The sequence below is a fragment of the Virgibacillus sp. CM-4 genome (genome assembly GCF_000445495.1).
In the GTDB taxonomy this organism is placed as follows: Bacteria; Bacillota; Bacilli; order Bacillales; family Amphibacillaceae; genus Virgibacillus; species Virgibacillus salexigens.
Genome location: NZ_AUQA01000009.1, coordinates 1 through 22,261 on the forward strand (window position 1 = coordinate 1; position 22,261 = coordinate 22,261).

A 22,261-nucleotide genomic window follows, 5' to 3' on the forward strand; every position below is an offset into this window, starting at 1 on the left:
TTTTCTTGACATACTGGTTGTTTTGTTCAGTTTTCAAAGAGCAATTAATTGTTTTGTCGTTTTTTGCGACAAGATATAATTTATCATGATTCGAAGTGTTTGTCAATAACTTTTTTTAAGTTATTTAATTAAATACTTCATTGGGTTGTTGCCATGCCTTGTTGACAACAGAAACTAATATAGCATATAAATTTATGGAGATCAATAGGTGAAAATAAAAAAATATAATTTTTCGTCAAAAAATGCTATATGCTTTAATTCGAAAAGCATAAAAAGTGAATCTCCAAAATTAAAGCACGTTAGGAAATTCACTTTAACCGTTATTGATTTTCGCTACGTTTTGGCATATATTTTATGCATTCACTCTCACTTGCCACCCTACGGAATAGTTGAAATAGAATATTATATCTCTCTTTCATGGCTCTTTTTACCATATGGTCAATACGTTGATCTTCTAAATCCATTAATATTTCTTCTAACTCTCGTCTTAATAGATATTCCATTTCCTTCTGTTCTATCTCATTAATTAATAAGCCAAGCACTACGTTCACCTCGTGTTTTTCTAATCAATTGGGATACTGTTGAAAAATCGTTCTATCAAATGTATTCGCAATAAAACTAAAAATTTGTCGGTTCTTCGCTAACATTTAACTACTATATACTATTCCTTAAAGACCGCTTTTTCATCCATCATCTTTCTACTTTTATATCTTTTGTTCTTAAATCTCATATAAGCTCATATGCATTTATTAAGGACAAGTTGTATAAAGGAGGGGAAAAAGATGCAGCATTTTTATGTATGGAGATTTAATAAATGGAAGCGATGGCTTGTTGTGGTATTATTTGCTTTATTTACAGCTACATTTATTTGGTTTGAAAGAGATGGAAGCTTTTCGGTATTTTCCAATAATCAACCAAGCGCAATGACAAAAGGAAATGCAAATGAAAGTAATATTGCTTTAACCTTTAATATAAGCTGGGGAGAAGATAGAGTTCACGATATATTAAATCAACTTAATGAAAAAAATGTACAAGCTACGTTTTTCGTGAATGGGGAGTGGGCAGAAAGGCATCCAGATATCTTAGAAAAAATCACAGAAGATAAACACGACCTCGGCATTCTTGGTTATCAATATAAGAGTTACTTAGATCAAAATATAGATCAAGTTAAGGCAGATTTAAGAAAAGCAAGGGAAGCATTTGATAAACTAGGCTATGAAGATGTAGATCTTTTGCGGCCACCAAGCGGACATTTTAATAAAGAAGTAATTGAGTTGGCCGAAAATATGGATTATAAGGTGATTCATTGGAATGTCAATACGAATGATTGGAAAAATCCTGGTACAGATACCATCGTAGATACTGTTATGAAATCTACTACGAATGGGGATATCCTGTTACTTCATGCTTCTGATTCCGCAAAACAAACAGCAAATGCATTAAAAACAATCCTTCCTGGTTTGAAAAATAAAGGTTTTTCATTTGTATCCATTACAGAGTTGATTAATCAAGCACATGCTGAACCCAAGCTTGTGGAATAAATTTTCTTATATGAAAACGTCGATAAGAGTATCACTCTTATCGACGTTTATTATCCTTTGCTTGTCTGGATTTTATCTTTCGTTAAAGTTTTTGATGTTGATTTTTTACTCTTATCATCGACACGATTATTGATTCTATGCAATGCTAAAAGCTGATATGTATTGCAAGCTAATAACGGAATAATCATTAACCATGCGTAATCAGTTCCTTCTGTTCGTAACCCCGGTACCCATTCAATCGTTGTTATCACGACCATTAGGAATAAAGCAGGAATAAACGCCTGTTTGTTTGTTTCATTCGCTTTAATCTTTGCCACAATCCAACCATACCCTAAAATTGCCGCCGACATGAGGATATACCAGTATAAAGCAACTTCACCATCTGTAGCTTTATATGGAAAGTAAACTAAATCAAAAACGACAAAAGCAATGAGTAGCACTTGTACTGTTGGCCAAAATGAACGAAACATTCCTAGACCAAATCGATGAATGAATAAATAAGCAAAAAATCCTGTTTGGCTGACGACACTAAACACAAATCCGATACCAATAAAAAATATAACAAGTCCAAAAATCTCCATTAAATCAAACGGATTTAGAAATGCAGCATAATCATCCGCTTTCACAAAAAAGCTAGTAACAAGTCCTGCAATTCCACCAATAAACAACGTTTTGAAAAAGAAATGCACTAATTTTCGACTATTCAAAATAGCTTCCTCCCACTACTATGTAAAATACCATTTATTAACTATCCCTTGATAATGCTTTCCATTGGTATTTTATCACGAAGGGCCTAATTTTTCCTCCTATTAGCGAATAATTTTCTTTATTAGCACGCATATTAAAGGTGAAAAGGAAGGAGGATTTCCGTATGATTCGGTCCATGTATATCACCGTAATGATGTTATCTGTCATCCTAATCGTCAGTGGCTGCAACAATGGAAATGCCTCTGAACAAAAAGGAGATTATGATACAACAAAGAAAATGGTTGTTGATATACTACAAACAGAAGATGGAAAAAAAGCATTACGTGAAATTATGAAAGATGAGGCAATGAAACAAGATCTCATCATGGAATCAGATGTAGTGAAAAACTCCATTAACGAAGCCCTTGTTTCAGAGAAAGGGAAAGAAATGTGGACCACATTATTTCAAGATAATGATTTTGTAAAAGAATATACTAAATCGATGAAAGAAGAACATATCAAACTTATTAAGAATTTAATGAATGATGCAGAATATCAAAAACAAATGCTGGAACTATTACAAAACCCTGAAATAACGGAGCAAATGCTGGAGGTAGTAAAAAGCCAACAGTTCCGTGCTCATTTAGAAGAAACCATACAACAAACATTGGAAACACCAACATTCCAACAAAAAATGCAAGAAACATTGCTGAAAGCTGCTGAAAAGCAAGCAAAACAAAGCGGCGGTAGTGGTGGTAATGGGCAAGGTAATCAAGAGCAGGGTAGTGAAGGCGGCGGCGGAGCCGGTGAATCCAGTGGAGGAGGCTAAAAAAGCGGACGCTCATTGCGTCCGCTTTTGCTTAGTCTTCCATTTGGGCTAAAATTTTTGAAGCAATTTTATGGTATGCTTGTCCATTTGGATGATCCTGCTGGTAAATAGATGGAGCAAACTCATCCTCTTCTTCGTAAGGTTGTTGTAAAGGTAATTGGCCGAGTACTTTTGTTTTCAGTACTTCTGCTAGTTTCTGGCCGCCGCCTTTACCAAAGACATATTCTTTCTCTCCAGTGGTTTTGCTTTCAAAATATGCCATATTTTCGATAACACCTAAAATTTCATGCTCCGTTTTTAACGCCATTTGACCGGCGCGTGCCGCAACGAAAGCAGCAGTTGGATGTGGTGTAGTGACAATTACTTCTTTACAAGTTGGAAGTAATTCATGGACATCCATTGCAATATCGCCCGTGCCTGGAGGAAGATCAAGTAATAAGTAATCAAGGTCTCCCCACTCAACTTCTTTAAAGAAACTATTCAACATCTTCCCAAGCATCGGCCCTCTCCAAATAATCGGAGAGTTATCTTCTACAAAGAAACCCATGGAGATGACTTTAACACCAAAACGTTCCACAGGGATAATTTTTTCACCACGAACTTGTGGGCGCTCTTCGACTCCCATCATATCGGGTACACTGAAACCATAAATATCTGCATCAATGATTCCGACTTTTTTACCTAACCGCATTAGGGAGATGGCTAAATTGACAGTAACCGTTGATTTACCGACACCACCTTTACCACTTGATACAGCAATAAAATTGGTATTCGTATTCCCTCCCATCAATGCCGCTTCTTGTTCTTTTTCTGCTGCAGGTTGATATTTTTGTATCATCTCATCGGGTAATTGTTCAAAACGCAACCCTACCGTAGATGCTCCATTTTTCTTTAGAATACCTACAATCTCTTGTTGAAGCTGCATCTGTTCAGCCGTATTGGTTTTAGCAATTGCTATCTTTACACTGACATGTTTCTTTTCTTCTTTAATTGTAATTTCTTTTATACCGTCTGTTTTTTCGAGGGTTATATGTAAAAATGGATCTTTAACAGGATGAAGCAGTTCTATAATCTCTTCTTTTGTAAGCATAATAATTCACCATCCCTTTATCAGCTAATGCTTCTTGTAAATGCATACAACGCTAGTATAACATAAAAAATGAAATTTCTAAGTAATATGCAATAGCTTAAAAGAGGGCACAGTTATTGCTCTTCTTCCTCTTCTGGAATATCTTCGGTTGCATAGCGTAAGATTCCCTCATAAATGCTCGCGGCCATCTGTTGTTGATAATCTCCTGATTTTAACAATTCTCGTTCACGTTCATTTGACAAAAAACCAATCTCGACTAAAGCAGTTGGTATGTTCGCATGTTTTAATAAATAAACACTATTTATTGGAAGCGCAGTACGTGTTGTATTTTCTAAATTACGAATAATCTCAGCTTGTATCATTTTCGCTAAATGTTTGTTCTCATCTTTACCTGGATAGTAAAATGTTTGTGCTCCACTCCAGCGTGTTGAAGATAAGGCATTTAAATGCATGGTAATAAATAAATCAGCTTCTTTATCTTTTATGAATTTCAATCGGTTGCGAATATCCTCCGATTTTCTACGTGCTAATCCTTTCGTTTCTTTTGCAGCCAGATCGGTATCCTCTTCCCGCGTTAAATAAACTAAAGCACCTGATTGCTGTAAGTACTTCTGTAATTTCTTCGACACTTCTAGAGCGATGTCTTTTTCTTGTGTATCATCCTTCCCAACAGCCCCACCATCTGGACCCCCATGCCCAGGATCGATTACAATCGTCTTTCCAGATAAAGGCAAAGAGAATGATGTGCCCACCCAGCTTGACTCATTTTGTTGAATCGGCATTTGAATTAAATATAATAATATCAGTGCACCTATTCCCCACAACATCCATTTATATGCTTGTTTCATCTATCCTCGTCCCCTTTTCCATTCCATATAGCCGTTTTTTACTTCACATTTTCTAGAATAAATAATGCTGTTCTATTCTATGGGACACGCTTTGGAAATATGTCTCAAGTCAGTATTTACCTACCGCTTCTTCGTTTACAAATACCCATTTCGTGGTATATTAAAGAAAAGTCAGTACTCATATAATTTGAGATATTACCTAGAACATAGGTGCTGCATAAAAAGAAAGAAAGGATGGAGAATATGGATTGGTTAGGAATTGGAGTTTCGATTATCGGCGTTGCATTATTAATTCTCGTTTTATTATTAATCAGACCATTAAATAAGCTAGCTGCCGTTTTAAGTAATTTACAGAAGAGCACTAAAAATTTACCTAACCAGGTAGAGGACTTAACAAGCCAAGCGAGAGATACATTGAGTGCAGGTAATGATACCCTACAAACTGTGAATAAACAAGTGAAGGAGCTAAGCCCCATTTTCTACATGCTCGGGAATGCGACAAGAGCAGCTAATCATGCTTCCTCATCAATGGCAGATGTCGTAATGAAAGTGAGGGAGGATAAGTCTGAAGGGAATGTATTTACAAGCAGAAATCAGTTAGAAGGTTTGTATGGTATGATGACCTTAGTTTACTTTATGATTCAAACAAGCAAAAATCGCAAAACAATAGATATGTCATAATTGCAGCAAAGGATAGTTAGTAAAAAGCTGATTATTCTACATATCGTACAAAGAGATGGAAGGCATATACGATAAGTATATGCCTTCCATCTGGCTATTTATAATGATATCTTTTTATTAATATCGGTCTTAAGCTGGTCGATTTTCTTTGCACGAATATGCCCAGCTTCATATAATCTTCGTTCGAAGCGTTTTATTGTTTCAACCAGCGACCTGTTTTCATCTCGTTGATTGCGCCTTTTCACATAACTCTTAGATGCCCAACCAACAGCAATTCCTATAATCGTTCCTGCGGAAATAGAACCGACATTCCTACTTATTATCCTCGCCATTTACTGGTGCCCCTTCATGTTGATTCTTCTTTTGCTGTCTCTTTTTTTGCAACCAATAGTAACCAAGAGCAAACGTGCCATATAAACCACCTGCATTATTCTTATTAGCAACGTCCTTCGTATCTCCCGTTTTGGTTTTCAATGTATCGGTTACGTTTACTAAAGAAGAAGAAAACTTTCGTGTAACATTCCCAACATCACTGACAATATAGAATAACGGACTTAACTGTTTCATTTTATCATTAATATCAGCTAATGTATGATTACTTTCTTTGATCAGCCCGCTAGTTTCACTAAAAATGGAATTCATTTGGTCAGGTAGCTGATTAACCGTCTTCTCCACACCTCTAAGTACCCCTGCTAAATTATTCAACACATGAGCAATAAAAACGGCAATAACCAAACAAGCAATGCCAATTAATAGTACTCCAATTCCTGTTAACATAATTATCCCTCTCTCCTAATATGATTACTTCCTGCGATAGGTGTATTTACTTCTTGCCTTTTATCCCCGTTGGTTGTCCGTTTCTTCCACTTGTTATATAAATACGTAGCAGCCTCCGACCAACGAATTCCTTCAATATAAGGTTTAGTTTTCTCTGCCATTTCAACATCTGTTAGTTTGTCGCTATTTTTTCTGATGGCTTGATTCACATTACTTACAGAATTGCCCATGTTATCAATAGTATCAAACACAGAATCGGTTGCCTTTAGTTTATCGTCTATGTCATCAAGCATTTGATTTGTTTGGTGTAAACTCTCCTTTAATTCCGGAGTTATCTGCTGCATTTCCTGTTCCAATTCTCCTAATGTAATTCCAACTGATCTTAATAATTTTGATACACGATGTAATACAAAGGCTATGTAGATTGCAGTTAAAGCAAAAGCAATAGCAACGATAATGATAGCTATATATAATATTTCTTCCATGAATAACTCCCCCTTTCTATACTTGCATTATACCACTTGTCATTGGGAATAAAACGTTTCAAGCCTTTCAATGATTAAAGCCTCTTTGAGTCGGGTATACCATAACAAACCCTATCCTGGAGGATTAAATATGTCAAAATTAAAAGCGTATACTCGATTATTCCGGTCAAAATTTAAAACGGACAATGTACCTTTGTTATCAGCTGGATTAGCCTATTATTTTCTGTTATCTATCGTCCCGCTATTTTTAGTATGTTTTTCGTTAATACCCTATTTTAATATTAACCCCCATGATGCAGTTACCTTTATTGAAACGGCATTGCCAAATGAACTAGCTTCCATTTTAGAAGATAATATTATAAACCTTGTTGAAACACCACATGGTGGTATATTAACAATTGGTATTATTGGGGCTTTATGGTCCGCATCGGCAGCTATGAACGCTTTTATTAAGGCAAGTAATGAAGCTTATGAAATCAAAGAGACAAGAAACGCTGCCTTCATACGTCTAATTGCACTTGGACTAACCTTAAGCATGATTGCTGCATTAGTCATCGCTATTATCGTTCCTGTATTCGGAGATGTTATACTACAATTTTTGGATTCATTACTTGGATTTTCCCTTGGGATGGGAATTTTATTCCAGACTTTACGTTGGTTAATAAGTCTAACCATCTTAACTGGCTTTTTACTTATTTTGTATCGATTTGCACCAAATAAACAGCTTCCTTTTACACATATCTTACCAGGAGCTATTACAGCTAGTATTCTTTGGCAATTTATTTCGTTCGGATTCTCTTTCTATATTAGCAATTTCAGTAACTACTCCGCAACTTATGGTAGCTTAGGTGGAATTATCATTCTTATGATTTGGTTCTTTCTAACGGGTATGATTTTTATGAGTGGTGCCATTATTAATGTTATTTCTCACTCTCGACAATCGAATATATACGATGAAACTACGAATGTTTCATCATTATAACAGAAAGAAATCGGCAATGAACCGATTTCTTTTTACCTTGATACCAATCCAGTAAGGAGTGGTTCGTACCATTTTATTTCCTTAGGGTTTATTGTGCTTCTAAACCCATTACCCCATTTTAACGGTGTAATAAAAGCAGCTTGATTACGAAGTTGACTCTCAGGATTTCCCGCCACCCATTCATTAGGTTGGACACCGGAAGTTATCTCAAGCATTTTATTCATCAAAATCCCTGATTCGATTTGCTGTTCCACAATCTTCCCTTCATTTGTCATTTTCCATACTGTATTTTGATGAACCATCTCTTCAAAAAGGGCAGTCGCTTGCATAGATGACTTCGTTGTAATCACTAGTCTCGTATGATAACCAGGTAACAAATTTGTTTCTTCTGGCAACTGCTGATCAACGTTGTTTTCTTTGTCTACTTCTTTTTCTGGGAGGTCTGTTTGGTTATCCTGGGTATCTCCACCTTCAGTAGGCAGGGTTTCATCTGCTGATTCGTCTGATGGTAGTGTAGCTTCTGTTGTTCGACTATCATGACCATCATCTTGTAAGCTTACAATGAACGGATAAATACTAGCATCATTTACAGTAGGTGTATCTTTTGGCTTATCACTTACCTGTTCAATCGTTCCTTGTAAATGAATATCCTTCTCAACTACTTCTATTTCTACGGGCTGACCAGTTTCGATTGCTGCTCGATCTTGTTCAGATAATTCCCCTTCTGCTTGCAGTTCTTGACTTTCGATTATCATAATAGGGTCTTTTAATTCTGGTGAAATGGCAGCTACACTTCCTGAATATGGACTTTCTACTGTGATCGTATCTCCAGTTGATTGAAGTTCTGTTAACTGGTCTTCCATGCTCGTTAATGCAGCATTTTTTTGAGCCAGCTCTTTCTCTTTCTCAACAAGGTATTGCTCCTTCACAATTGCAGCTTGTATTGGGTCTTGCGGAAATTCTACTTGTATTTCTTCTTCGGTAATTTCTAAAGATGGCGGGGCTTCTGTATTCGTCTGCGGAATTTGGACAGCATTCATTTGCGAAATAGCTTGTTGAATTGCTGTTATTTCGCCTTCTAGTTGCGTGATTGCTTGTAGTAACTGCGATTCGGCTTCATAATAATTATCTACTGTATAAGAAAACAGGGGGTCACCGTTAGTTACTTGGTCCCCCTTTTCAACTAAAAACTCAGCAAAACTCCCTGCCTGTTCATCAAAGTACACATAATTCTCATCCACTGCTGTTAAGACTCCTGAAGTATGAAGGTTTTCTTCTAAATCTGTTTGAAAAGCCTTTGACCACTCCGATATATAGGCAATTCGATCAACCTTTTCTTCCTTATCGATATAGACTAGAATAAAGTTCAAACCAATAAATAAGATAACTGCTGCTTGCAGGAAACGCTTTTTATATTTTCGCATTACCCAAACCACCCATTTATGATGTATTGATCAGCAAATGCTAATAAAGCGGCAAGTGCCCAATAAAAAATATGTAATCCGACGATAATTACCCATAGCCATCGCTTTTTTATTTCTGATAAATAACCTATAAACGTAACTTGAAACCAAATTATCCAAATTTGGAACAATGAAATTGCTCCAAAAAAGTAAATAGGATAAGCATGATCGAATAAGTAGGAAGCAATAATACCCAAAGACAATGGGGAAACGTACCAGTCCAAGCCATTAAAAAGGGCAAGGGGAATCCAAATCAACCGCTCCAATAACATAACTAGTAGTACCACTTGTTGCAAGATTACTAGTTTTTGATAAGGGATACCTGTAATAGCATAATAAATCAACGAAGGAATAAATAATATAAAGGCCGCAATTAATAAGGCGTATAGGACCCTTCCTATTAAGAACCAGAACTTCTGTTGTTCATATTCCAGCGGGGTGAGCCCTACAGCGCCATTGGAAAGAAAATTTGTTCCTATTCCCAAATACGCCATCCACGCATATAAGATGACTGCGCTCAATAGAAGTAGACTATTCATTTTCCACAGATTATGTAATTTCTCTGCTTTCTTTATTCGAAATAAATGATCCTCCGTGGAAAAAAGAAATTTAAACACGTTGCTACGATATGTCATCCGCTACATCCCTTTTCTGTATCTCAGTTATCATAATTTCAAATATTTCCTCAATTTTATCGCAGAATCAGATAAAAATCTATTATTTTTGTAAATGATTGCTAATAAGATTCCATATTATTACAACTTTTTAGCAAAAAACGGATTCCTGTCGGATTTTCAGCGAAAAGATGAATGCTTCCAACAATACGTAAAACGTTCAGGCTCCGAAAAAAATCGAAAACCAGAACGTTATAGTTTATGACTGATTATATCGGACCATTATCATTCCGTGAATCAGACCATTATTATCTTGTTCCCCATTAAAACGAAAACCGAATTTCCTATAAAACTGTTGTGCGTGAATATTATCTGATGTGACACTCAAATAAATATGAGCTGGATAATCATACTGCTTTTCAATAAGCGATAATAGTTTAGGCAATAGTTTTGCTGCATATCCGTTGCCTTGAGCATGCCTATCCACCATAAAACGATCAAGCCAAATATCACCGCTGTCCTTATCCTCTCCATACATCGCATATCCAATTGCTTTATCGTCAACATACAATCCTACGGAATACCATTCTTCCTCAAAGATAGATTGTAATATCGAGAATGAATTGCTTTCGATAAACGCTTCTTGCTCTTGACTAACAGACAGGCAAGCGATCGTCTTCCAATTATCTTTACTCACCTCTCGGATTTGGAGGTTCATTTTTCCACTTCACTTTCGTTGGTAATCATTAAATGATCAAATAACCTTTAATAATAACTTTTTCAATAACGGAGCAAAATGCTCTGGAAGTTCTGAAACACTAGGTACAATAACCCGCTCTTTCCCATAAATATTACGCATTAACTGGTCTTCTGATTCATCTACTGCACCATCAGCAAGAAATATCCCAATTACCTCTATTCCTTTCTTACGAGCTTCAAGTACAGCAAGGTTTGTATCGACTATCCCATTTTGATTATAATTCGCAGCAGCAGGTTCGCCATCTGAAAAAACAAGTAAAAACTTATTCTTTTCACGGCGCTTCTCTAATTCTTCTGTTGCTACCCGAATACTGAATCCATCACGATTGTCTTCCCGGGGTTCCAATTGCATCATTTTCGCCCCCTGAGATTCATAGAAAGAGTCAGAAAACGAGTGAATTCGGTGGACATAATTCGGTTGATAATGCTCCTTCACTTCCATTGCATCTTCCCAAAAACCAACAATGGAATGAGGAATATGGAAGGAGGTTAAAACCTCATGAAATAATACAATCCCACGTTTCGTTTCCTCCATCTTACCTTGCATCGAAGCAGAACAGTCTACTAATAATGTAAATGCGGCATCAAACTCTTTCGATTCTTGGTTTTTTTTATAAAACAGACGTGGTTTTTCATCAAGTACGATTGGTAATAATTTTTTGGATAGTCTACCAACCATCAAATCTTTTCTCGGAGCATTCACCTTATGCTCGATTGTTTTCTTTATCACATTGGATAATTTTCGTTTAAACGGCTCAACCTCAAGCATATACTCGTGATATAAATCCATCTGTTCTTTTGTTGGCGGATCTGCTTCTTTTTCCAGTTTAACAGCATCTTTATTTTCTTCTCCGTATCTATTTTCTCCGCTGCTTCCTTGCTTCGTCTCTTGCTTATCTAGTGATTCTAAATCCGAATAATCATTATTGTTAGTTTGTCCAGACGATCCTTGAATCGTACCCATTGCTTGATCCCCATCTTCGGTTTCCCTGGCTCCATTTCCCAAAACATTTGTTTTTGTACCAACTTCCAGTTCAAATTGGAGAAAGGTTTGCTTCCGATCACTATTTTCATTTTCCCTATGCCATGTAGAGAACTGTTCGTCAATATACTCATTCTTATCCTCATTTAGTTCTTCTTTATCATCATTTGCTAGCTCATCTGTGCGCGTTAACTCATCGAATAGGGTGTTTTTCTCATAATTATCAATATGCATAATTGGAAACACAAAATACTGATGAACAGTATCCTTGTATAATTGTTGTAATTGGGTAACAATAGTTGCCGCAATTTGCGAAATCTGATACGTGTTTCTTGCTTCAAATACGGAATAAATGAGGGTGTTCAACTTTTTTAATTGCTCAAGTTGCTCGTCGGTTGCTCCAGGAAAACTCGGGTCTGGACGATTCGATTGAAGTGTTAAATAAATTAAGCAAAACAATTCATCTAGTGGCAGCCCCCTCGTTACATGAGCAGCTCGCTCATTTTCAAATTTATGCCGATAATAGTTTTTTCGTACTTCAAATAACCGCCGTGTACCAGGTCGTTCTTGTTTAATCGTTTCTTCTAACCGAATATCTTCAAACAAAGCAAATAATTGAGTAGCGAATTTTGGTAATGAAGATTCACCTGCTATCTCCAGAAAGTCTTTCATTGCTGGTATGTTTGCATATCGAAATGACCCAATCGTTCGTAGCAATACATCGGTTTTTAGGCCAGCTGCTTGCATATCTGCTTGAACCGTATCCCATGTCCTACTTGCTGTCACTTTCATGTCGACTAAATCCATATACGACCCAAAACTGTATTCAAACGTTAACTCTGAATTACCTGAGAGTACAGTAGTAAGGTCTTGTAACTGTCGAAATAAATTCGTATCTACTTTCGAATCATGAAAACGATACATACTCATTCTCCTATCTAGAAAAGGGTTTCCGTTAAGTTCAATACAAATTCACGTTCGCGATCTTCATCTAGTTTATCAATGATCGCTCGTTGTATCGCGCGTCTTGCTGGAATAAACGTGCTCAAATCACAAGCATCCAATAAAGCACGAATGGAAGCAGCATCTTCAGCTACCTTGCCTTGGTAGACTGCTTGAATTAAATCACTTGATAATTTAACAAATAAGTCAATGGTTTTTCTGTCTTTTAATTGTGTATTCGTTTCTATTAATTGCTTCAGCTGTTCTCCTTCAATATATGGAATCTCAATTACCACAAACCGATTTTTCAGTGCTTCATTTAATGGGACCGTGCCTACATACCCCTCATTAATTGCTGCAATTACATTAAACCCTTCATTTGCGGTTACAATCTCATTCGTAAATGGATTGGTAATCGTTCTTCGGTAATCAAGCACACCATTAATTAATGGCAACGTCTCTGGTTTGGCCATGTTAATTTCATCAATATATAAGAAGGTGCCATGTTGCATTGCATTAATTACTGGCCCAGGTACAAAGTCAATTACTTGTTTATCTCCCTCATAAGCAAGGGTCTTAAACCCTAATAGACTCTCAGCGTCCAAGTCTACAGAGCAATTAACATTAAACATCGGCTGTTGAAAAAGACTAGAGAGTGTTTCAGCAAATTTTGTCTTTCCTGCTCCAGTTGGTCCTTTTAATAAGATATTCTTTCTCATGCTTAATGCTGTAATCGCATCTATCAATAATTCTTGATTTGGCGGTAGATAGCCGCCATTACGAATTAATTCATTGTAAGAATCTTGATTCCGTTTATACGTACTTACTAATTTTGTAATGTTTTCTGGTATTTCATAGTTCGTAGTCATGCATAAACTCCTTTCACAGCTATTGTATCCTTTTTGCCTGGAATTACAAAAGTAAGAGCGTTTTTTCCTTAAAAAAGAAAAAAAGCAAGCACGTTTTATGTGCCTGCTTCCTATCACTACTATTTAATTATTGTTGATTTGTTGGCTTAACAATGATTTCACCCACATCGACATTTTGTGGTTGGTTTACAGCATAAAAGACAGCTTCTCCTATATCCGAGCTTTCAAGAGGAACCATTCCTTCACCAAAACCTTGTTTCATCATTTCTTGAACTTCTAGGTCTGTAATCGTATTGGTAAGTTCTGTTTCAACCACACCTGGGGAAATGGTAGTCGTACGGACATTGCTTTTTGCTATCTCCTTGCCCAAACCTTCCATAATTACACGCGCAGCAAATTTAGTTCCACAATATACAGCTCCAGAAGGCATTACTTCATGTCCCGCAATAGAAGATGTGGTGAGAATATGACCTTCATTTCGCTCTAGCATATGTGGTAGGACAGCTGCTATTCCATACAGCACACCTTTAATATTTACATCAATCATTCGATCCCACTCATCCACCTTCGTATTCTTCATGAAACTAAGTGGCATTAAACCGGCATTATTAAACAACACATCTACTTGATTATGTTCACGAATGGCATATTGTATTAACGCTTCTACTTCTTGCTGGGAAGTAACATCCGTTGCTTTTATCTTTACCTCCCCAGCATAAGGTTGTAAGCGGCTTTGAATCTCAGCTAGTCTATCTTCTCTTCTTGCTGCTAAAACAACATTTGCACCTTCTTTAACAAAACGTTCCGCTGTCGCTTCACCAATTCCACTACTTGCTCCTGTAATTACGATGGACTTACCTTTCCAATCCGCCATATTTACAAACCTCCATTATCATTATTCTTTAAGGCAAGTATTGGTGTTTTATTCAGCATCTGCCACTTTTATAAGCTGTTTCCCAATGTTTTGTCCCGAAAACAATCCAAGAAACGCATCAGGAATTGCGTGGAATCCTTCATGGATGGTTTCCTCATACTTTATTGCACCTTTTGATATGCCATTGCCTAAAACTTGATAAGCCTCTTTATAATGGCTCGCATAATCTGCTACGAGAAAGCCTTGTAACTTAGCCCTTGCTTTAATCAGATACTGTTGTACGCGAATACCGATATCCTTTTCGCCTGCTTTTAAATTGTAGGATGAAATAGCACCACAAACGGGTACACGCGCAAAAGTGTTTAACAACGGCCAGACTGCATCAGAGATTTCTCCACCTACATTCTCAAAATACACATCGATGCCATTCGGGCAGGCTGCCTTTAATTGTTTATAAACATTTCCTTGCTTATACTCAACAGCACCTTCAAATCCCAATGTTTTAGTTATATAGTCAGCCTTCTCTTTTGAACCAACGATGCCAATAACATGCGCACCTGCTTGTTTCGCAAGCTGACCTGCCACCTGGCCAACTGCCCCTGCAGCACCCGAAATGACTACCGTTTCTCCTTCTTTCGGTTCACCAATATGCATCATTCCGAAATAAGCAGTTAATCCTGGCATCCCAAGCGGTCCCAGCGCCGTGCTCGGACTTAAACCAGAAGTGTCTACTTTACGAACCTGTTTTGGCTCAACAACATGGTACGCTTGAAAATCGAGCTGCCCAGTTACAATATCACCTTTTTCAAACGATTCACTCCTCGATTCCACCACTTGAGACACAATACCTCCATTCAAAGGAGCACCTACTTGGAAAGGCTCAATATAGGATGGCCCGTCAGACATTCTCCCTCTCATATAGGGATCTACAGACACATATAATGTCTTTAATAACAACTGATTTTCTTTAGGCTCTCCTACTGCTACCTCTTTAAATTGAAAAGTGTTATCATCTGGTAAACCATTCGGTCGTTCATGTAAAATAAGTTGCTGTTGTTTCATCTTCATCCTCCTTATAAAATGAAATATTCCAATAGATATTTACCCGTTCTTTAACTGATTTAATACAAGAACTGCCACGTCTTCACTTGACGCAGGATTTTGGCCAGTTATTATTCTCCCATCTTCTATAGCATACGCATCATAGGCTTTTTCTGCCTTGTGATAGTTAGCCCCGCGTTTGACAATTTCATCTTCGGTAAGAAATGGGACATATTCATCTACTCCAGCTAGTTTTTCTTCTTCATTGGAAAAACCTGTTACCTTTTTATCTTTAATGAGAAATTCATTTTTTTCATTCTTTATATTAAGCAACCCCGCTACACCATGACAGACGGAAGAAATAATTCCTCCATTTCTATAAATTTGTTGACTTATTTTTTGCAACTCGTGGTTCTCAGGGAAATCCCATACCACCCCATGGCCACCAGTAAAATAAATAGCCGCATAGTCATCAGGTCTTACTTCCTCGGGCTTCATGGTAGAACCTAACTCGTTCATAAACGTTTTGTTTTGGTACCAATCCCAATCTACCGGTTCTGCCATTTCTAAACTATGAGGATCAATTGGAGTATATCCTCCCTTAGGACTGACGTAATCTACTTTATATCCCGCTTCTGTTACCTTTTTAACAAAATGAACCGCTTCACCTAGCCATAGGCCAGTTGCCCGGTTTAGATCTGGATACTTCTCAAAACTGGTTACGACAACAAGTATCTTGTTACTCATTTCTATCCCCCTTAACGTTTAATAGTTGATCATCTTCATCATATCCGTTAAAGTACACTTTAACGCAACTATAATGCCTTAAGGAGAAATAATAATGACCTATTATTCTATTAATGAAATATCAGAAATGACTAACCTGTCCCCGTCTACACTACGCTATTATGAAAAAGAAGGTTTAATTCCTGTCATTGAAAGAGATAAAAATGGCGTACGTGTATATAATGAGACGAATTTAGAATGTATTCAGTTTATTATGGTACTTCGATCTACCAATATGCCTATTATCGATATTAAGCAATACGTAAAATTATTTCATCAAGGGGAAGAAACCATCCATCATCGAAAAGAGCTGATTCAAAGCCATAAAGAAAAAGTAGAAATAGAAATTGCCGAACGAAAAAAATACTTGCAACGAATTGAATGTACGCTTGATTACTATGAAGCAATGGAACGTCGATCGCGACGAATGAAAAGTTCTTAATATTTCATCATCATACCGTCCTCTATAGATATAATCTCTTACTATCTAGCAGGAAAAAAGGATAATAATGACGAAATGACTAACAGAGATCATGAATATGGGAGGGTTTTTCTTGGAACAAACCATTTTTAAACATATGGAAACCGTACGCAGCATTACCGAACAGGCGATGAAGAAAATTCCAGAGGAAACGTCGGACATTATTCCGAAAGGTTTTAACAATAATATTCGTTGGAACTTCGGACATATCGCATTTATACAAGAAAAGCTTGTCTTTGGTCTTTTAAAGGAAGAAATGAACATTCCTAAAGACTTTGGACGTTTTTTTGCTGCTGGAACGAAACCGGCAAACTGGGAGGAAGCACCACCTTCATTTGTAGAGATTGCTGAGGTCTTGACGGAACAAAAAACGAGGATAGAATCCTTTATTGAAGGGCGTTTGTATGAAAAGCTGCCAACGCCATTTACAAACAAGGCAGGAGTTACGTTTTACACGGTTGGTGAAGCATTTTTATTTAGCTTTTACCATGAAGCATTACATATGGAAACAATTAAGCGAATACATCGATCTATTTCTTCTAATTAACCTTCTAGATTATGATATTGGTAATATTCATCAATCGTCTTTATTTGGTACGTCCATGATACAAACTCATCATAAAAGCTTTCAACTGATTCTACAGCATCTCTTATCAGATTTGATTAGCATGGGCCCGGAAGTTCGCCGGGCTCATGCCTTTTTATTATTGTTTTTAGTAAAAATAATAATAACCACCTTCCCTTAACTTCCGCAATTAGAACCTTCACCTAAACCGGGACCACTTATTAGGAATAGCTCTTTTTATCATCGATACCCGAACATACATTCCCTATTAAAATTCGATTACAATTTTTCAATTCTATTAAAGTCCGTTGGAAAAGTAGATTGATATACGAAAGCATATAAAAACATTCCAGTTTTTAAAACAATTAATGGAGGTATTAAGATGAAGTACATAACTTTAGTAACATTACTAACCTTAGGTTTATTTTTATTTTCTACCGAAGCACATGCTAGTGGAAAGTATACAGTTGAATCGGGAGATGCCCTATCAAAAATTTCAATGGATCACAATGTAAGTGTGGATGAACTACTTAATTCAAATCCTGCTATTACCGATCCAGATAAAATATTTATTGGTCAAACGCTAACCATTCCGGATGTGAAGGGCGAAACGTATACAGTAACAGCCTATACAGCTGGCTATGAATCAACAGGGAAAGAACCAGGTGACCCTGGTTATGGTATAACAGCTTCAGGCGCTGAAGTACAAGAAGGGCAAACGGTTGCTTGCCCGCCAGACTTATCCTTTGGGACCAAAATTTCCATACCATATTTTGACAAAACATTTACTTGCGAAGATAGGGGTGGAGCAATTACAGGAGATAGATTAGATGTTTATATGAATGATTTAGATGATGCATTAGAGTTTGGAGTGAAAGAATTACCAGTTCAAATAGTAAATTAATACTTCGTACAACTTTCCACGGATTAGGAAATTTGTTGGGCATGAGTTCACAATCAAATCGGACTCATGCCCTTCATTTTTTGTAACCTTTTGCTTCCTCTCCCCTCCTTTGCCTTTATCATTCTACTTCTATTGCTGAAATCTTCCGATAACTTCCAAATATGTGTTATGATACTAAAAAAGGAGGTACGTTTAATGACTCCAAAGGAATTACTATTATTACAGCTGAAGGCTGTCCATGATACGGATGGCTGGTTTGTGTCCTTCCAAACTGCAGTGAAGGACCTGACAGAAGAAGATGCTTCCAAGATAAGCATGGATGAAACCAATAGTATTCGGGAGATTATCAATCATTTAATTTACTACAACGAGAAACATCTAAACCGCTTTAAACAAATGGAGGACAAGGATCATCCATTACAAACAATCAAGGAAACATTTCATAATAATGAAAATCATTCCTGGGATGCAGCGCTTTTAAAAATCGACAGCCTATACTCCGAATGGGAAAGCGTAGTGAAAGAATCGATACACCTCCATGACTGGGAAGAAACCATTGCGCATATAACCATGCATAACGCATACCATATTGGACAAATTGTTCACATTAGAAAACAGTTTCACTTATGGAATGATGGAAGAGGAATAAACTAAGATACCCGCCAAAACCTACTCGGTGGGTATCTTGGTTGCTATCCCGCATTTTGGAATTGATTGGCTGATTTGCTATTTCTTCGAACCACCGTAACAATCGAAATAATCCAACCGATAATCATTATTGCATAAATAATTGTAGTTATATTAGAAGCAACAGCTATCTCTGTTAATATCGTATTGGCATTTGTTAGAATAATAAAACCTCCTACTAATACGCCAAGGATAAAGGATGGGATTTTCCGAACAAGCCAAGCAGCAAGTGGTGCTGCAAATACGCCACCAATGACAAACGCTAACACCCAAATCCAATTAATCTGCTCCCATCCTAAAAACATTACAAAGCCTAACGTAGCAGAAATAGTAATACCAAATTCGCTTGTATCCACCGTACCAATTACCTTACGAGGCACTGCTCCTTTTCGGGAAAGGAGCACAGGGGTATTTATTGGCCCCCAGCCACCACCACCTACGGAATCAAAAAAACCCGCAATCATAGCAAGAGGATATAAAAAACGATGCTTCAATTGCCGATGCTTCCCATTCGATCCCGTATCTGTCTTTATTATTAAAAAACGGAAGAGGATATATATCCCTAAGAGAAGCAAGAAGCCAGAAATATAAGGCTTAATCAAATCTCCAGGTATACTACTTAAAAAAGCTGCCCCACAAAACGCACTTATCATTCCAGGAATCATCAAGCGAAATACAATTCCTTTATCGACATTGCCAAATTTATAATGGGAAATCCCCGATGCCGCTGTAGTAGCAATCTCCGCCATATGAATGGAAGCTGATGCGATTGCAGGGGCTACTCCATATGCTAGTAGTAAAGACGAGGATGTTAAACCGAATGCCATTCCTAACGATCCATCAATTAATTGGGCAAAAAAACCAACGAGTGAGAATATGATTAATTTTCTCAAGCTGCAACACACTCCTTTTAATTAAAGTATTCCGATCAATATAGTATGGTTTATAATTAAAAAAATTTTAAGCCCTTATCCTTCAAAGGACAAGGGCTTAGGTATGATCATTTACCCTCATCTTTCAGACAATTTGTCTGCTGGACTTAGCACCTTCATCTCTAACATGAGGTTGCTGCGGGATCAAAAGACCAGATTCCTCCCCCGACTCTTTATAAGGAAATAATTGTATATCATTTTAATTTAATAATCACTTTATAGGAGCTTCCCAGCTTTGTCAATAGCTTTTGCAGAATTTTTAAATAGGTTCGCATACATTGCTTACATCAGTGATAGCGATGAAGAAAGCTAGTTGACGTAAGGTATCGATATTAAAATCCCTCTTAAATCGCAACATGCATTATATAGAAACATCCCCTTCTATTCCCCTTCTTTCTTCAATAAAATGACCATTATATCGAAGAGATAATATAACACCTCTAAAAGCAACAAGTAGGCCGTAAAATAAAATTCCGATTACACTCGACCCGTCCCAACTCCCGGCTCACGAATTTCCCCCTTACAGGAAGCTAATCTGTCACTATAAAATTCCACATCATCAAATGAAAGACCAATGTATTTATCTATATCGCATACCCCTGAAGAAAGATTACTATAATAACTCAACATATTCATAGCCCCTTTATGCTGGTCGATGGACCAAGTTCTTATTCAGGATAAGTACCCGTTTGATGAATACTCCATTCATAAACTTACATCTTTAAGTTAGGGAGCAAATTAAAGGTGATAGGTATCAAAAAAGTTGTGAGTGATACTACTAAGCAAGTTATATTTATTATTCTGTGTTTCAGATCCTTTGCCTTGTAGATTTCTGTTGCAGAAAGTATTGTTCCAATTAACGAAAGAGTAGTAACTACTGATACAATTACCAGTAAGATAAAGGCTATACCTTTGGCAGGAATCATATTCCATAAAACTACAAACGATGTGATGCCAATCAATATTAATAAAGCAATCAACACTGAATATCTACTTGGGGTTCTCATTAATAACACCCTTTCTCCTTTGATAATCTTGATACACTTTATAATAAATGGCATTAGCCTTTCTTATGAATAATTGATTGATAGAATTATATGTAGGTAACTGTAAAATATCAAAGTGTTTATTATAAATTATTCATTCTGACGATTTCTCCTATATTAAATCCTAACCAACCCCCGATTAACGGGAAAGTATCAGAAGGAAAATCTAATTTTACTGAGTCAAAGTTGATCATAAACAAAAGCACCGTAAAAATAACGCTAATCATACTGATGATGACAGCCTCTGTCATTGTTTTTCGCTTCCAGCGCCTCTCTCCCCTGTGATCCCTGTCAAAAGCCTGGACAAGCCTGTTTGTCTTTGTACCAATCATCTTTCCTGTCTTAAGGGTATATAATGTATGCGCTGCCATAATCCAAAAAAACACGCAACAAAGAATTAAAAAAGCTAAAAACGTTCCACCTGTCTTTACATAATAAGCAAACAGAAGGAATAAAAACAGCATCCCAAAATTGTATTGGATTAACTGCTTCTTTTTTAAACGCTTAACTTCTTGTATATCCCATTCTGTTTCATCCATCTTATCCTCCCTTTCTATACTGACCCTGATTATCTCCAAGTCTCATAACGGCAATCGTGGATGCGACTATAAGACCGTTCATCCATCTGTTAAATTCAGAAGGGTAGCCACCCTCTTTTAATCAGTCATAAGAAAAGCATCTTCTAAATCCATGGAAAGCGCCGTTGACTCTAATAGGTGATGCATCTGTATTCCTGTTTTGTGCCTGTTTGTTGAATAAAGCAATTAGCTAAATTCATGATGTAGTTTGTTTCTTCTTGAAAATTATTATTTCAGTTAGAATAGCAATAAATGACATTATTCCTATACCTATAACAGCATATTTCAAAGCCGTTCCACTGTTATTCGTAATAAGATTATTTATCGTTATGATTCCCACTAATATAGCCAATCCAAACTGTTTCAGAAATTTATTATTTGTGTGGTTCTTTAAAGTCTTAGTAATGACTAAAAATAGGGATATAGCTGACAATGTTAGTAATACAATCATCTTTCTTCACCTCTTTCATTCCTAAGTGTTTTTAAATGATCCGATCGAATTTAATCCCTATTATTCTTTTTTTCGCTCAAGAAATTCCAGACACACTATACAGTCCAAAAACAAGATTACTAATAAACCCATTAAGAGTAAACGGGTAGTATTTTATACTTATCAGCAATAAGAAGAAGCGTTAACAAAACAGCAGTTATAAATATGGGTAAAAGAATCCAATAACGCTTATTTTCAAAGATTTAAAACTAAAAATACTTTTCAAGATTTCAATACCAGACATGTGATATCTTCCAATAATTTACCACTGAGATTTAAATGAAGCATCATTTTCAGGCTTGCATCTATATTATATGTTAGAATGTTT

26 protein-coding genes and 1 riboswitch are annotated in these 22,261 nt (G+C 36.6%); of the genes, 8 read left to right on the plus strand and 18 right to left on the minus strand.

Annotation, left to right across the window (positions count from 1 at the left end; all coding sequences use genetic code 11):
• Positions 1 to 320: 320 nt before the first annotated feature.
• Positions 321 to 542 (minus strand): hypothetical protein, encoded by a 222-nt coding sequence (locus M948_RS41870; RefSeq protein WP_021292641.1) that lies wholly within the window; start codon positions 540 to 542, stop codon positions 321 to 323.
• Between the two features lie 240 nt (positions 543 to 782).
• On the opposite strand from M948_RS41870, the gene pdaB reads away from it, so the two are divergent.
• Positions 783 to 1,541 (plus strand): polysaccharide deacetylase family sporulation protein PdaB, encoded by a 759-nt coding sequence (gene pdaB, locus M948_RS41875; protein ID WP_021292642.1) that lies wholly within the window; start codon positions 783 to 785, stop codon positions 1,539 to 1,541.
• 50 nt (positions 1,542 to 1,591) lie between these two features.
• Here pdaB and M948_RS41880 read toward each other — a convergent pair whose 3' ends face one another.
• Positions 1,592 to 2,248, minus strand: a complete 657-nt coding sequence (locus tag M948_RS41880) for a KinB-signaling pathway activation protein (protein WP_021292643.1) — start codon at positions 2,246 to 2,248, stop codon at positions 1,592 to 1,594.
• Positions 2,249 to 2,412: 164 nt separating this feature from the next.
• On the opposite strand from M948_RS41880, the gene gerD reads away from it, so the two are divergent.
• Positions 2,413 to 3,057: a spore germination lipoprotein GerD gene (gene gerD / locus M948_RS41885; protein WP_021292644.1), complete on the plus strand. Its 645-nt coding sequence runs from the start codon at positions 2,413 to 2,415 to the stop codon at positions 3,055 to 3,057.
• 31 nt (positions 3,058 to 3,088) lie between these two features.
• Here gerD and M948_RS41890 read toward each other — a convergent pair whose 3' ends face one another.
• Together M948_RS41890 and cwlD are read right to left on the minus strand one after the other, a co-directional pair.
• Positions 3,089 to 4,147 (minus strand): Mrp/NBP35 family ATP-binding protein, encoded by a 1,059-nt coding sequence (locus M948_RS41890; protein WP_021292645.1) that lies wholly within the window; start codon positions 4,145 to 4,147, stop codon positions 3,089 to 3,091.
• A 113-nt stretch (positions 4,148 to 4,260) separates the two neighbouring features.
• On the minus strand, positions 4,261 to 4,995 hold the full coding sequence (gene cwlD / locus M948_RS41895; protein ID WP_021292646.1) for an N-acetylmuramoyl-L-alanine amidase CwlD: 735 nt from the start codon (positions 4,993 to 4,995) through the stop codon (positions 4,261 to 4,263).
• A 243-nt stretch (positions 4,996 to 5,238) separates the two neighbouring features.
• Here cwlD and M948_RS41900 point away from each other — a divergent pair, with 243 nt between their 5' ends.
• On the plus strand, positions 5,239 to 5,676 hold the full coding sequence (locus tag M948_RS41900; RefSeq protein ID WP_021292647.1) for a DUF948 domain-containing protein: 438 nt from the start codon (positions 5,239 to 5,241) through the stop codon (positions 5,674 to 5,676).
• A 98-nt stretch (positions 5,677 to 5,774) separates the two neighbouring features.
• Here the strand turns inward: M948_RS41900 and M948_RS41905 are convergent, their stop codons facing one another.
• Genes M948_RS41905 through M948_RS41915 form a run of 3 tightly spaced genes read right to left on the minus strand, consistent with a single transcriptional unit; the run spans position 5,775 to position 6,938 of the window.
• Positions 5,775 to 6,008, minus strand: a complete 234-nt coding sequence (locus tag M948_RS41905) for a hypothetical protein (RefSeq protein WP_021292648.1) — start codon at positions 6,006 to 6,008, stop codon at positions 5,775 to 5,777.
• Positions 5,989 to 6,453 (minus strand): DUF948 domain-containing protein, encoded by a 465-nt coding sequence (locus tag M948_RS41910; RefSeq protein WP_021292649.1) that lies wholly within the window; start codon positions 6,451 to 6,453, stop codon positions 5,989 to 5,991. Before M948_RS41910 ends, M948_RS41905 begins: the two co-directional genes overlap by 20 nt.
• A gap of 2 nt (positions 6,454 to 6,455) precedes the next feature.
• Entirely contained in the window at positions 6,456 to 6,938 is a 483-nt protein-coding gene (locus M948_RS41915) for a DUF948 domain-containing protein (RefSeq protein WP_021292650.1), read from the minus strand.
• A gap of 130 nt (positions 6,939 to 7,068) precedes the next feature.
• Between M948_RS41915 and M948_RS41920 the strand changes: the two genes are divergently transcribed.
• Positions 7,069 to 7,920, plus strand: coding sequence for a YihY/virulence factor BrkB family protein (locus tag M948_RS41920; protein ID WP_021292651.1), 852 nt, complete (start codon positions 7,069 to 7,071; stop codon positions 7,918 to 7,920).
• 32 nt (positions 7,921 to 7,952) lie between these two features.
• On the opposite strand, the gene M948_RS41925 is transcribed toward M948_RS41920, so the two are convergent.
• The 8 genes from M948_RS41925 to M948_RS41960 form a co-directional block, all read right to left on the minus strand.
• Positions 7,953 to 9,344, minus strand: a complete 1,392-nt coding sequence (locus tag M948_RS41925) for an efflux RND transporter periplasmic adaptor subunit (protein ID WP_021292652.1) — start codon at positions 9,342 to 9,344, stop codon at positions 7,953 to 7,955.
• On the minus strand, positions 9,344 to 10,018 hold the full coding sequence (locus M948_RS41930; protein ID WP_021292653.1) for a hypothetical protein: 675 nt from the start codon (positions 10,016 to 10,018) through the stop codon (positions 9,344 to 9,346). The genes M948_RS41925 and M948_RS41930 overlap by 1 nt, the downstream gene beginning before the upstream one ends.
• Positions 10,019 to 10,256: 238 nt before the next feature.
• Positions 10,257 to 10,715, minus strand: a complete 459-nt coding sequence (locus M948_RS41935; RefSeq protein WP_021292654.1) for a GNAT family N-acetyltransferase — start codon at positions 10,713 to 10,715, stop codon at positions 10,257 to 10,259.
• 36 nt (positions 10,716 to 10,751) lie between these two features.
• On the minus strand, positions 10,752 to 12,662 hold the full coding sequence (locus M948_RS41940) for a vWA domain-containing protein (RefSeq protein WP_021292655.1): 1,911 nt from the start codon (positions 12,660 to 12,662) through the stop codon (positions 10,752 to 10,754).
• Positions 12,663 to 12,676: 14 nt separating this feature from the next.
• The gene (locus M948_RS41945; RefSeq protein ID WP_021292656.1) at positions 12,677 to 13,549 is read right to left on the minus strand and encodes an ATP-binding protein; all 873 of its coding nucleotides are present in this window, start codon (positions 13,547 to 13,549) and stop codon (positions 12,677 to 12,679) included.
• Between the two features lie 127 nt (positions 13,550 to 13,676).
• Positions 13,677 to 14,423, minus strand: a complete 747-nt coding sequence (locus tag M948_RS41950) for an SDR family oxidoreductase (protein WP_021292657.1) — start codon at positions 14,421 to 14,423, stop codon at positions 13,677 to 13,679.
• 48 nt (positions 14,424 to 14,471) lie between these two features.
• Positions 14,472 to 15,485, minus strand: coding sequence for an NADP-dependent oxidoreductase (locus M948_RS41955; RefSeq protein WP_021292658.1), 1,014 nt, complete (start codon positions 15,483 to 15,485; stop codon positions 14,472 to 14,474).
• Between the two features lie 39 nt (positions 15,486 to 15,524).
• Positions 15,525 to 16,211, minus strand: coding sequence for a type 1 glutamine amidotransferase domain-containing protein (locus tag M948_RS41960; RefSeq protein ID WP_021292659.1), 687 nt, complete (start codon positions 16,209 to 16,211; stop codon positions 15,525 to 15,527).
• Between the two features lie 94 nt (positions 16,212 to 16,305).
• Here M948_RS41960 and M948_RS41965 point away from each other — a divergent pair, with 94 nt between their 5' ends.
• The 4 genes from M948_RS41965 to M948_RS41980 all read left to right on the plus strand — a co-directional run bounded on the left by M948_RS41965 (position 16,306) and on the right by M948_RS41980 (position 18,854).
• Positions 16,306 to 16,692 carry a MerR family transcriptional regulator gene (locus tag M948_RS41965; RefSeq protein WP_021292660.1) on the plus strand — a complete coding sequence of 129 codons (387 nt, stop codon included), beginning with the start codon at positions 16,306 to 16,308 and terminating at the stop codon, positions 16,690 to 16,692.
• A gap of 112 nt (positions 16,693 to 16,804) precedes the next feature.
• Positions 16,805 to 17,278, plus strand: coding sequence for a DinB family protein (locus M948_RS41970; protein WP_021292661.1), 474 nt, complete (start codon positions 16,805 to 16,807; stop codon positions 17,276 to 17,278).
• A 400-nt stretch (positions 17,279 to 17,678) separates the two neighbouring features.
• Positions 17,679 to 18,200 carry a LysM peptidoglycan-binding domain-containing protein gene (locus M948_RS41975; protein WP_021292662.1) on the plus strand — a complete coding sequence of 174 codons (522 nt, stop codon included), beginning with the start codon at positions 17,679 to 17,681 and terminating at the stop codon, positions 18,198 to 18,200.
• A 195-nt stretch (positions 18,201 to 18,395) separates the two neighbouring features.
• Positions 18,396 to 18,854, plus strand: coding sequence for a DinB family protein (locus tag M948_RS41980; RefSeq protein WP_021292663.1), 459 nt, complete (start codon positions 18,396 to 18,398; stop codon positions 18,852 to 18,854).
• A gap of 38 nt (positions 18,855 to 18,892) precedes the next feature.
• On the opposite strand, the gene M948_RS41985 is transcribed toward M948_RS41980, so the two are convergent.
• The 3 genes from M948_RS41985 to M948_RS41995 form a co-directional block, all read right to left on the minus strand.
• On the minus strand, positions 18,893 to 19,780 hold the full coding sequence (locus M948_RS41985) for a sulfite exporter TauE/SafE family protein (RefSeq protein WP_021292664.1): 888 nt from the start codon (positions 19,778 to 19,780) through the stop codon (positions 18,893 to 18,895).
• A 114-nt stretch (positions 19,781 to 19,894) separates the two neighbouring features.
• A riboswitch (SAM riboswitch) is annotated at positions 19,895 to 20,001 on the minus strand.
• 295 nt (positions 20,002 to 20,296) lie between these two features.
• Positions 20,297 to 20,449 (minus strand): hypothetical protein, encoded by a 153-nt coding sequence (locus M948_RS43050; RefSeq protein ID WP_021292665.1) that lies wholly within the window; start codon positions 20,447 to 20,449, stop codon positions 20,297 to 20,299.
• Between the two features lie 499 nt (positions 20,450 to 20,948).
• Positions 20,949 to 21,404, minus strand: coding sequence for a hypothetical protein (locus M948_RS41995; RefSeq protein WP_021292667.1), 456 nt, complete (start codon positions 21,402 to 21,404; stop codon positions 20,949 to 20,951).
• Positions 21,405 to 22,261 lie beyond the last annotated feature (857 nt).